The sequence below is a fragment of the Burkholderia sp. Ac-20379 genome (assembly GCF_017104645.1).
GTDB lineage: Bacteria > Pseudomonadota > Gammaproteobacteria > Burkholderiales > Burkholderiaceae > Burkholderia.
In genome coordinates this window covers 1-11,771 of sequence record NZ_JAAGPF010000233.1, presented here as the reverse complement: position 1 = coordinate 11,771, position 11,771 = coordinate 1, and the positions used below count along the sequence as shown (strand labels likewise).

10 protein-coding genes are annotated in these 11,771 nt (G+C 70.1%); 3 read left to right on the top strand and 7 right to left on the bottom strand.

Going from position 1 to position 11,771, the window contains the following annotated elements; genetic code table 11:
• Positions 1-1,091 (top strand): thiamine pyrophosphate-dependent enzyme (locus tag G3N92_RS23935; protein ID WP_241014991.1); only part of this gene is annotated, 1,091 nt, incomplete at its 5' end.
• A 211-nt stretch (positions 1,092-1,302) separates the two neighbouring features.
• Here G3N92_RS23935 and G3N92_RS23930 read toward each other — a convergent pair.
• The 4 genes from G3N92_RS23930 to hpaI form a co-directional block, all read right to left on the bottom strand.
• Positions 1,303-2,259 carry a LysR family transcriptional regulator gene (locus tag G3N92_RS23930; RefSeq protein ID WP_206130060.1) on the bottom strand — a complete coding sequence of 319 codons (957 nt, stop codon included), beginning with the start codon at positions 2,257-2,259 and terminating at the stop codon, positions 1,303-1,305.
• A gap of 25 nt (positions 2,260-2,284) precedes the next feature.
• Entirely contained in the window at positions 2,285-2,989 is a 705-nt protein-coding gene (locus tag G3N92_RS23925; protein ID WP_206130059.1) for a hypothetical protein, read from the bottom strand.
• A 144-nt stretch (positions 2,990-3,133) separates the two neighbouring features.
• The gene (locus tag G3N92_RS23920) at positions 3,134-3,274 is read right to left on the bottom strand and encodes a hypothetical protein (RefSeq protein WP_206130058.1); all 141 of its coding nucleotides are present in this window, start codon (positions 3,272-3,274) and stop codon (positions 3,134-3,136) included.
• Between the two features lie 353 nt (positions 3,275-3,627).
• A complete protein-coding gene (gene hpaI, locus G3N92_RS23915; RefSeq protein WP_206130057.1) occupies positions 3,628-4,428 on the bottom strand; it encodes a 4-hydroxy-2-oxoheptanedioate aldolase in 801 nt (266 codons plus the stop codon).
• 514 nt (positions 4,429-4,942) lie between these two features.
• Here hpaI and G3N92_RS23910 point away from each other — a divergent pair.
• Entirely contained in the window at positions 4,943-6,727 is a 1,785-nt protein-coding gene (locus G3N92_RS23910; RefSeq protein ID WP_206130061.1) for a S8 family peptidase, read from the top strand.
• 362 nt (positions 6,728-7,089) lie between these two features.
• A complete protein-coding gene (locus G3N92_RS23905) occupies positions 7,090-7,755 on the top strand; it encodes a cation diffusion facilitator family transporter (RefSeq protein ID WP_206130056.1) in 666 nt (221 codons plus the stop codon).
• Between the two features lie 129 nt (positions 7,756-7,884).
• On the opposite strand, the gene G3N92_RS23900 is transcribed toward G3N92_RS23905, so the two are convergent.
• The 3 genes from G3N92_RS23900 to G3N92_RS23890 all read right to left on the bottom strand — a co-directional run.
• Positions 7,885-8,094: an oxidoreductase-like domain-containing protein gene (locus G3N92_RS23900; protein ID WP_206130055.1), complete on the bottom strand. Its 210-nt coding sequence runs from the start codon at positions 8,092-8,094 to the stop codon at positions 7,885-7,887.
• 88 nt (positions 8,095-8,182) lie between these two features.
• Positions 8,183-9,640, bottom strand: a complete 1,458-nt coding sequence (locus G3N92_RS23895; RefSeq protein WP_206130054.1) for an autotransporter strand-loop-strand O-heptosyltransferase — start codon at positions 9,638-9,640, stop codon at positions 8,183-8,185.
• A partial coding sequence (locus G3N92_RS23890) for an autotransporter outer membrane beta-barrel domain-containing protein (RefSeq protein WP_206130053.1) occupies positions 9,630-11,771 on the bottom strand: 2,142 nt, incomplete at its 5' end. The genes G3N92_RS23895 and G3N92_RS23890, both read right to left, overlap by 11 nt.

The window sequence follows — 11,771 nt, the reverse complement described above, 5'->3', positions numbered from 1 at the left end:
ACTCTCCTACCCCCCCACGCTCGCGCCCGGTCCCCGGGCGCCCGCTCGTGATCGCGGGCGGCACCGGCTGGGACGCAGCCGGCTGCGCCGCGCTGGCGCGCTTCGCGACGGCCAACGGCCTGCCGGTGGCGGCCTCGTTCCGCCGCCAGGATCTGTTCGACAACCGCGATCCGCATTACGTCGGCCAGTTGGGCCTGGGCGTCTCGCCGGCGCTGGCCGAACGCGCGCGCAACGCCGACCTGCTGCTCGTGATCGGTTCGCGGCTCGCGGAAACCACCTCGTCGGGCTACACGCTGTTCGAAAGCCCGGTCACGAAACAGACGCTGATCCACGTGCATCCGGATCCCGAGGAACTGGGCCGCGTCTATCAGGCGGCGCTGCCGATCGCGGCCTCGCTGCCGGCGTTCGCGCAGGCGCTCGATGCGCTCGCGCCGCTCGGCGCGGCCACCCGGCAACGCTGGCAGGACTGGACGGCCGCCGCGCGCGCCGATTACGTGGCGCATTCCACGCCGCAGCCGGCCTCGCCCGAACTCGACGGCGTCGATCTGGCCCAGGTGGTCGCGCATCTCGACGCGGTGCTGCCCGACGATGCCGTGATCACCAACGGCGCGGGCAACTACACGGTGTGGGTGCACCGCTTCTACCGCTACCGCCGGATGGCGACCGAACTCGCGCCCACCAACGGCGCGATGGGCTACGGCTTCCCGGCCGCGATCGCCGCCAAGCTGAAGTTTCCGGCGCGCGAGGTGGTGTGCTTCGCCGGCGACGGCTGCTTCATGATGTATCCGCAGGAATTGGCGACAGCCGTGCAGTTCGGCGCGCCGCTGATCGCGATCGTCGTGAACAACGCGATGCTCGGCACGATTCGCATGCATCAGGAGCGCGAGTATCCGGGGCGCGTGTCGGCCACCCAGCTCGTCAATCCCGATTTCGTGGCGATGGCGCGCGCATTCGGCGCGCATGCGGAGCGCGTGGCGCGCACCGAGGATTTCCCGGCGGCGTTCGAACGCGCGCGCCAGGCCGGCGTGCCGGCGGTGATCGAGCTGCGCACCGATCCGCGTCAGATCACGCCGGCGAACCGGCTGCGCTGACGGCGGCGCGGGGCGCGGTTGCGGTTCGTCGCGGCGAGCCGCAACGGTTGCGACGGCTACGACGACTGCATCGACGACGGCGCGCGCCGCTGACGTTCGTCGCAGCAATCCGCCCCGGGATCGACGGTTGCGTCGCGTGTATCGACAGCAGCGCGCGCGGCTGCGGTTCGTCGCGGCGGGCCGCCCCGGTCGTCGCAGCCACGGACGACCGCTACGGCGGCCCGCCAACCGGGCCCTTCGGCGCCATCAGCGTCGTGCCGGGCCAACTGCCGTCGTCCACCAGCGTGGCCGCGAGATCGCGGATCGCACGCGTCACGTCCCACACGCCCTCGGGCATCGCGCGGTTCTGCGGCCACGCGATCGCCACCTCGCGCGCGACGGGCGGCGTGCTCAGCGCGAAGCAGCGCAGCCGGCCGCCCGCCACCTCCTCCACCACCGACGCCGCCGGCAACACGGTGCATCCGCAACGTTCCATCACGAGCCGCTTGGTCAGCGAGATCGAGCCGTCGCATTCGAGCGCGATGCGCGGCGTGAAGCCGTGCCGCTCGGCCAGCGTTTCCACCAGCAGGCGCAGCCCGTGGTGCGTGCTCGGCAGGATCAGCGGAATGCGGCCCAGCTCGCGCACGTCGAACGGCCCCGGCGGCAACACGTAGCCGGCATAGGTGACGAGGCAGACCGCCTCGCTCAGCAGCGCGTCGAACTGCATCGCGCCGCGATGCTCGGGCACGTACATCACCGCGAGATCGATCTCGCCATCGCTGAGGCGGCCGAGGATCTGGCTCGCGAGCCCCTCGACGAAACGGATCCGCGTATCGGGGTAGCGCGCCTTCAGCAGGTTGCCGAGGCGGCCGAACATGATGCGCGCGATGGTGGGCTGCGCGGCGATGGTCAGGCTCTCGGGGCCGCGCCCGCCGCCGCTGCGCATCGCCTCGCGCGCCTCGTCGAGCGTGCGCTCGAGCGTTTGCGCGTAGCCGAGCAGGTGCCGGCCGCGCTCGGTCAGCTCCACGCCGCGCCCGCTGCGGCGAAACAGGCGCACGCCAAGCTCCGCCTCCAGCAGGCCGATGCGCCGGCTCACCGTCGATTGGTTGGTGCCCGATTCCATCGCCGTGCGCGAAATGCTCAGCGTTTTCGCGACGTGCAGGAACACCTTGAAATCGTCCGAATTCATCGACGGCCCGGCGATCGTTGCGCACTCACCGGTAGCTCACCTTCGCGTGCGGCTTGAGCGGATCGCGATCGGGGAACAGGCCCATCTGGAACAGGCAGGCCGAGCGGGCGTCGTCGGTATCGATATGGATGGTGGCCGGCGCGTTCGCCGAGGCGGCCTGCTGGCCCGTCATCTGGCAACCGTTGTCCCACGGGCCGCGGCTGCGCTCGGTGTCGAACCACACGCCGATGCGCGGGCCGGGCACGTTGGTGGCGAACTGCAGATCGCAGCCGCCGGGGCGATTGTCGGTGTCGACCACCACGGTGGACGCCTGCGCACGCGCTTCGTCCAGCGTGCGCACCACCGGCACGCGGTTGATGCCGGCGTTGCCGCACTGGCCCGGATCGCCGGTGGGCGTGAAGCGCGTGATCGGCTGCCAGTCGTGCAGGCTGCGGTCGGGATCGATCACGGCCAGTTGCATGACGCAACCGCCCGGCGCGCCGTTGGTGGCCATGCGGATCGTGCGCGACCAATCGCCGAAGCCCGTCACGATCTCGCCGTGCGCGCCGCCGTTGCATTGCGCGCCCGAGACGCCGCCCTGCACGGTCGGTTCCCAGCGTTCGTACAGCTTGACGTGCGCGTAGCGCGCGTCGCTCGCCGCCGCGGCCGGGTGTTCCGCCTGCGCGGCCTGCGCCGCGGCGCCGAAGCTCAACGTGGCGCCCAACGCCAGCCATCCGATGATTCGCGTCATCACAACCCCATGGTTCGTGGTTAGCTCATCGGCCCGTGTGGTCGTCAGGTGTCCGGGCCGTTCGTGTCGCGCGGTCGATTCTACCGTTCCCGATCGTTGCGAAAGCATGCGAATCGTCAACGGCGTCGCGACGGCTCGCGGTGTTCAGCCGCCGCCACCGAGAAAGCGCAGCAGCCACAACAGGAAATGGAACACCAGCACGAGCAGCGCCCAGAGCCGTTCGAGCAGATCCCACAAACCTTCCTGCCAGCCGCCGGACATCGCCCCGGCCCACCATCCATTCATCGCGCCTCCGTCGTGCGCCCGCGAACCGGGCGCGGCGCCATCTTCGCATGCTTCGCGGCACGTGCCACCGGCGCATGCGTTCGCGGCGCACCAAAAAAAACGCCTCGGCCCGGAAGGTTCCGGTGCCGAGGCAAACCGCGTTTCGATAACACTCTTTGGGGAAAGAGTGCGCTTCACTTTAGGAAGTTGTGCACGCAGATGCAATTTCGGCGTCTTACCGCATCTTTCCGTGCCGCCGCACGATTCGGGCCGCGCGGCCGCCGGCCCCGCCCGCGGGCGATCGCGGCGCATTACACAGGTAATACGGCCGGCTGCGCCTGACGTCGGCCGGCCGCGTTTCGCGCGCGTTCCGGCTAGCGCTCGCGCTCGGACGGCCCCACGCCGAACGCATTGGCCGCCGCGCGCACCGCGTTCGCGTAGAGCAGCACGTCCACGCCCACCGCCACGAACAGGCAGCCGAGCGACAGATAGCGACGCGCGAGCGTGGCGTCGTCCGTCAGCGTGCCGGCCGCCTTGCCGCACTTCACGATGCGGGCGACGGCGTCTTCTATCGCGAACTGCACGTCGGCGTGGCGCGGGTTGCCGCGATGCCCCATCGACGCGGCCAGATCGGCCGGGCCGATGAACACGCCGTCCACGCCGTCGACGGCGCAGATCGCGTCCAGGTTCGCCAGCGCCGTGGCGCTTTCGGCCTGCACCAGCAGGCAGATTTCCTCGTCGGCCAGATCGAGATAATCGGTGCGCTGGTTCCAGCGCGAGGCGCGCGCCACGGCGCTGCCCACGCCCCGCACGCCGCGCGGCGGGTAGCGCACGGCCGCCACCAGTTCGCGCGCCTGCTCGGCCGTTTCGACCATCGGCACCAGCAAGGTGCGTGCGCCCGCGTCGAGCAGTTGCTTGATCAGCGCGGTGCTGCCCTCCACCGGCCGCACCACGGCTTCGGCGCGATACGGCGCGACGGCCTGCAACTGGCCGACGATGCTGCGCACGTCGTTCGGCGCGTGCTCGCCGTCGATCAGCAGCCAGTCGAAACCGGCCGTCGCGGTGATCTCCGACAGATACGGCTCGGCCATCGATACCCAGAAGCCGATCTGCTGACGCCGCGCCGCGAGCGCGGCCTTGAAGCGGTTCAAACCATACGAATTGCTTGCAGTCATGGCGATGCATTCCTCCCGATGAATACGTCCGGTATCGCGAGACAAGGCGGCCTGCCGGCCCCTCGCCCGCGCCCTCGATTCCGACTTTTCGATTCGGCAACGTTCAGATGATTCCCCGCCGTCAAGCCGTGCTTTCACGACTTACTTAGCGCATTTCCCGGTTATTCGAATTCCTCATATCAATTCGCATCCCTTGATGTACGGGGTTTACAAGGCGCTATTCAAGCGATTGACAGGGATTCATTCATGCATTTCCTGGATTGCGATCCGTCCCCGTAAGCATTCCGATCATTTCGGATCCCAACCTTTTACAGGTAACTATTAAGAATTGTGAACGCGCGCCGTTACCCGGAACAGAAGCTCTTGTTGCACGCGTCAGCGCAGCGGGAGAAACGGACCGGCCTTCCATCGCGACGATGGCGGCGAACGCGACCGGGGTGTCGTGTAGCCACGTTGCGAGGCGGTCCCCCAGACCGCGGGATGGCGGTTGCGAACACAAGAAATGAGTCACGACATGAATATCGAGCGCTTCAACCCGGCCCAGTTCCGTCCTGGCCAGATCCGTACGCTGGCCACCGTCGTTTCGATGACGCTGATCGCCTCCGTGATTGCCGGCTGCGGCGGTGGCGGCGGCGATTCGCCCACCGCGTCGGCCGCGGCAGGCAGCGCCACCAGCAGCGGCACCACGGCGTCGACCTCGGGCTCGTCGGCCGGCAGCTCGTCGAACGGCTCGGCCATGTGCACCACGGCGCTGGCCTCCTCGCAAGCCGCCAACGCCTCGACCACCAGCACCAGCAGCACCACCAGCACGACGACCGACGGCAACTCGACGGCCACCCCGTCGCTGGTGTCGCTCAGCGCGTTCGACGCGCCGGTCGATCACCTGATCGTCAAGCTCGCGTCGGCCGCCGCCTCGACCAGCACCAACGGCGCCCGCACGCTGGCCGCCGCCGCCACCACCGCCGATCCGGCGCGCGTGGGCAACGTGATCAGCCGCGTGCTGACGCAATGGAACGCGCAGCGCTCGAAGGCCAGCATCCTGGCCGCCACCAGCACCGGCGCCGGCGCCGCGCTGCCGAGCTTCGACAACGTGCAGCTCGAACGCACCATGTCGGACGGCTCGGCCGTGGTTTCGCTCGGCAAGCGCGTGTCGGGCACCGACGCCAACACGCTGGCCCAGGCGTTCGCCGCCGACAGCGACGTGGCCTACGCCGAACCGGATCGCCGCCTGTTCGCGAGTGCCGCGACGGTCACGCCGAACGATCCGAGCTACTCGCAGCAGTGGAACGACTTCAGCACCGCGACCGGCGTCAACATGCCGGCCGCCTGGAGCCTGACCACCGGCGCGTCGACCGTGGTGACCGCCGTGCTCGACACCGGCTACCGTCCGCACACCGACATCTCCGCCAACCTGGTGGCCGGCTACGACTTCATCACCGACGTGAACACCGGCAACAACGGCCACGGCCGCAGCGCCGACGCGACCGATCCGGGCGACTGGGTCACGCAGGCCGAACTGAACGATTCGACCAGCCCGTTCTACAACTGCGCGAGCGCGCCGAGCAACAGCAGCTGGCACGGCACGCAGGTGGCCGGCCTGATCGGCGCGGTGGGCAACAACGGCACCGGCATCGCGGGCGCGAGCTGGTACGGCAAGATCCAGCCGGTGCGCGTGCTCGGCAAGTGCGGCGGCAGCACCAGCGACATCGCCGACGCGATGCGCTGGGCGGCCGGCATCTCGGTGTCGGGCGTGGCGGACAATCCCACCCCGGCCAAGGTCATCAACCTGAGCCTCGGCGGCAGCGGCCCGTGCGGCAGCACGTTCCAGTCGGCCATCAACGACGTGATCGCGCGCGGCGTGACCGTGGTGGTGGCGGCCGGCAACGACGGCCTCGCCAACGGCCAGGACCGCCCCGCGAACTGCACGGGCGTGATCGCCGTCGGCGCGACCGATTCGACCGGCAAGCGCGCCTGGTACAGCAACTACAGCCCGGAAATCACGCTGAGCGCGCCGGGCTCGACGATCCTGTCGACCAGCAACACCGGCACCACCAGCCCGGGCAGCGACACCTATGTGACCAACAGCGGCACCAGCCTGGCCGCACCGCAAGTGGCCGGCGTGGCAAGCCTGATGCTGACGCGCAACCCGAACCTGACGCCCGCGCAGATCGCGCAGAAGCTGACCGCCACGGCGCGTCCCTCGCAGATCGCGGTCACGTCCTCGTCGGCATGCACGGCGATGGCGCCGGGCGCCGGCCTGATGGATGCCGGCGCGGCGGTTGCGTCCGCAACGAACTGAGCAAGCCCGTCCCTGTCACGGCATCGCGGTTCGATGCCGCTCCCCGCGGCGCCCGCGCAATGTTTCGACGTTGCGCGGGCCGTCGTTTTTTTGCCCCCTCGACGTTCCGCTCGCGACGCATCCGCCATGCACGGACAACGCGCTGGCAATGGGTCGAAACCCGCCGACACGCCCTCGACAACCCCTCGATAACGCGCCCGTGACACGTTTGTGACACCGGCCGCCGCCACCCCTCGGGACATTCCCTCCCCCGCGCCCCGCATGCCTCGCCGGCGCCCCGCCGCTGCCCGATTTGTCACAGGTATGCCATTTCCGGCCGATAGAGTCCTGCTTCATTCAAGCCGAACACTCCCCACGCTTCCATGCCAAGTTCAGCGCGCGCATCACAATCCGTCCATGCGATCACCAGCCGTGTGCTGACGACGAGCCTCGTCGTCAACCTGGTGCTGATGGCCGCGCAGGCCGGCGCCGCCTACGCCGCGCATTCGTCGGGGATCTTCGCCGATACGGTGCACGCGGCGGTCGACCTGATCGCCGACGCGCTGCTGCTGGTGGCGTGCCGCCTCGATGCGAAGCTGCCGCCCGAACAGCGCCCCACCTACGAGCCGTTCGCGCTGTTCGGCCTCGGCGCGCTGCTGCTGGCCACCGGCGCGCAGATGGTATGGAGCGCCACCACCGATCTCGGCGCGCCGAGCGACGTGACGCCCGACGCGCTGTCGTTCGCGGTGCTGGCGATCGCGCTGGCGGGCAAGGAAACGCTGTCGCGCTGGATGCTGCGCCGTGCGCGCGCGATCGGCGGCGCGGCCTTGATCGAAGCCAGCGCCTGGCATATCCGCACCGACGCGCTCACGCTGCTGGTGGCCACGCTGGCGCTGGCCGGCGCGCGCGCCGGGCTGCCGCGTCTCGACGAGCTCGCCGCCACGCTGATCGGCGCGATGATCGTGCGCACCGGCTATCTGTTCGCCAAGCGCGGCTATCAGTTGCGCGCGGAACAGACGGGCGGCGTGTACCGCGCGGAATCGCGCTGATGCGCTGAATCGCACGCCGGTTCGTACCCGGCGTCGCACGCCGAATCGCATCGATCCGCCGCTCGGCGGTTCGCTCTCCTCGACAGTTCGCTCGCCCGCTTCCCGGTTGTTCCAGTCAGGCGCCCACGCTCAGGCGGGCCGCGCCTCGGGATGACGTTCGAGCCATTGCGCCAGCGCCGCCTTGTAGTTGGCGAGCGCGTCGTCGTAGAGATCGAAGATGCAGGGCGAGCAGCCGGACTGGCAGCAATCCTCGAGTTCCGGCGGCACGGGGGCCTCGGGACGCGGATCGGCGGCGGGAATGGATGCTTCGGAAGCGGGATGTTGCGGGGAATTCGACACGGCGTGACTCGGGCCATCGGCGGCGGGGAACGGAACGAACCGCAAGTATAGGCTCGCGCCGCGTCCCGCTCCCGCCGATGCCGGAAAATCAGGCCGCCGGGGTAGCGGCCGAGGCAGCCGCCCGGCGCGGATCCAGATCGAGATTCGTCATCAGGCTCCTGACGGTGCGGATCACCTGCCCCGGCGTGATGGTGCGCGAGCATTCGAACTGCCGGTCGGTGCCCGCATGGCGCGGACACCACGCGAAGTCGCGATGATCGAACTCGATCGACGTGTCGTTCCAGCAACTGTTGCACACGTGGAAGTTGATCACGCGGTATGGCGTCTCGAACTCGTTCATCGGATGCGTGAAGCCGCTGATCATGACCACCGGCTTGCCGAGCGCCCAGGCCAGCCACGACAGCCCGCTCGACAGCCCGATGAAGAAATCGGCGTGCAGCAGCAGGCTCGCGCGCTGCTGCAACGGCAGGTCGCCGGTGAAATCCTCGCTGCCGTACGGGATCAGATTCCACATCAGTTTTTCGCCGTGCGCCGGCTGCTTGTCGATGCAGAGCACGCGGTAGCCGCTCGCCTTCAGGAATTTCACCAGCTCGTACCAGCCGGTCGGGTGATTCCAGTACTTGCACTGCGACGACGATTGCGCCGCGATCACCACGTACGGCTCGGCGATCTGGCGCGCGGTGTCGCGCACGCCGATGCGCGGGCGGCGCTCCACGGCCATCAGGCCGAGCAGATACGGAATCGTCTTCTGCAGGCCGCTGACGCGGAAATCGGTCGGCTGATGCGTGCGGTCGTCGCACGGGAAGAAGATGCCGAGGTAGTAGCTCGCGTAGCTGCGCGCGAGCGCGGCGGCCTCGTCCTCGGGGCGCACGTAGTCGAGATCGGGATAGGCATCCTCGAACAGCGACCACAGCGCCGCGCCCATCGACACCGCCACGCGGCAGCCATGCGTGCGGCGGAACTCGTCGACATACGGGAACCAGGCCAGGATGTCGCCGAGCGTGCCGACCGGCAGGCGCATGTAGACCTGCTGGCCGCGCGCGTCGTAGTCGTGCTCGAACACCAGCTCGCCGTCGCGCAGCACCTCGATGCGAAAGCGCACGAAATAGCGCTTCGTGCTGCTGACGATGCCGTCGTCCACCGGCTCGTCGAACAGCACGACGTCGGCGTCGGTATCGAGCAGGCGCACCTGCCACGGGCCGGGCGGCACCTGCACGCGGCAGCCGTAGTTGAAGTCGTAGCGGATGCCGTGCGGCCCTTCGAGCACCGGCGGGCCGGGATCGACGATCGCGCTCGGCACGGTGTCGACCGGCACGGTGTCGACCGGCACGGTGTCGACCGGCGCGGCGGAAGCATTGGACGCGGCCGACGCGATCGGCGCGACGAACCGGATCGGCACGGCGGCGGGCGCGGTCACCGGTGCGGCGGGCGATGCGGCAACAGGCGCACCGGCCGCCGCCTCGCCCGACGCGGACACGGCCGACAACGCCGCCTCGATGATCGACGAGGTGCGGCGCGCGGCCAGCGTATCGGTCTCAGTCGACATAGCGCAGCCCCACCGTCACCGACCACGGTTGCGAATAATCGTGACCCTTGCCATAACCGAACGCGCCCCAGGCCCGCACGTGGCGGGTCAGCGTCGCGCCCACGCCGAGATCGGCGTTGACCCAGGTTGTCGGCAGCGCGGCCGTCAGCGCGGTGCCGCCGATCGTGTCGTTCAGCCCCGCGTTGAACACATGCATGGCTTCCACGCCGACATACGGATCGAGCTTCAGGTCGCCCACCGCGAACGACGCGCCGACCCGCGCGCCCGCGCCGCCGAACACCACTGATTTCGATGCGAGCACGATCGGCGTGCCGAGCGAGGTCTGATACGACACCGCGCCGTCGTGCTGCCAGGTGGCCTCGACGCGCGGCTCGGCCCACCAGCGCCCGCCGAGCTGCCAGCGCTTGCCCGCGTCGATCGACACGGCGAAGCCCGACTGCGCGTAGCCGCCGCTGGCCTGATTGCCGGACGTGGCGACGTCGAGCGACTGCTTGAAGCCGAGATAGCGCACCACGGTGTCGGCGAACAGGCCCGAGGGCGTGTCGATGCCCGCGTAGGCGCCGATGTTCCAGGGCCGCGCGGTGCCGTTGCCGAGCCCGTCGAAGCTTTCGTTCGCCTCCGCGTAGCCGCCGGTCGCGCCCACGTGCACGGTGCCCGCGTGCGTGGCGAACGCCCAGTCGCGGCCGATCTGCGCACCGTACAGCGTCGAATCGGTGGCGGTGCCGCCCGGGTTGGTCTTCAGGCGCTGGTCGTAGGCGCGCACCCACAGCCCGCCGCCGTCGCCCGCGCCGCCGCGCAGGTCGCCGAGATACGAGAACGCCGTTTCGAGCTGCTGATACCAGAGCATCGGCGTGGTGGCCGCCGCGGCCTGCGCGATCGAGGCGATGTCGCTGGTGCGGCCGGTATTGGCCAGGAAGTAATTGCCGCCGTCGTCCTGCAACGCGAACTTGTAGGCGCCCACGTCGATGCCGTTGCCGCCGCCCGCCAGCGTGAACGTCGCGCTGGTGCCCGCCGCCTGCACGAGCTGCACGCGCGCGTTCGCGGCCGCGGCCGTGGTGCTGCTGTCGTGCACCGACAGCGAATAGGCGCCGGTGCCCTGCGCCACCACCAGCCGGTCGGACTGACCCGCGCCCACATTGGTGTTCAGCACGAACTGGCCGCTGCCCGACAGTTGCCCGATCGTCAGCGTCTTGAAGCCGCCGCCCTTCGGCGCGGCGAACGCCACCGTGCCGCCCTGCATCGCGAGCGTGTCGGCCGACAGCGCCGCGTTGCCGGTGAGCGCGTCGCTGGCGGCTTCGTCGAGCGTCAGCGTGCCGCCCGCCAGCACCGTGCCAGCCAGCGTCTGCGCCGCCACCGGGCCGGCCGCCGTGTTGCCGCCCACGTCGACGGTCAGGTTGCCGCCCGCCGCCACCGTGCTCTGCGCGGCCGAGCCGCCGAGCAGCACCGTTTGCGCACCGCCCGCGTTGACCTGGGTGCCGGTGGCCACGCCGCCGCTCGACACGAGCTGGATGCCGCCGTCGACCACCGTCGAGGTGGTCGCGCCGCCGGTGAACACCACCTGGGAACCGGCGCTGACCACGGTGCCGACCGTCAAGCCGCCGCCGGACACGTATTGCTTGCCGCCCGTCACCACGCTGGCGTTGGCCTGCCCGCCCGAATAGACGCGCATCAGGCCGCCGGTGCCCACCACCGCGCCGCTGGCGAGGCCGCCGCGCGACACGCCGAAGCTGCCGCCCGACACCACCGTGGTGCCGGTCGCCACGCCGCCCGCCGACACGTACTGCGTGCCGCCCGACGACACCATCGTGCTGACCGTCGAGCCGGCCGAGAACACGGTTTGCAGCCCGTCGTTGCCGATCACGGTGCCGGTCGCCACGCCGCCGCGCGACACCACCTGCCGGCCGCCCGCGAGCTGCGTGTTGGTGGTCGCGCCGCCCGACGAAATGGTCTGGGTGCCGCCCGACGACACGCTCGCGCCCACCGCGGTGCCGCGCACCGTCTGCTGGCCACCGTTGTTGATGACGGTGCCGTTGACGGTCTGGCCGGCGGCCACCGTCGACACGCAGGCCGCGCCGCCCGGCAGCGCCTGGTTGTCGCACGATTGCGCGTGCACGGCCGGCGCGATCGCCGG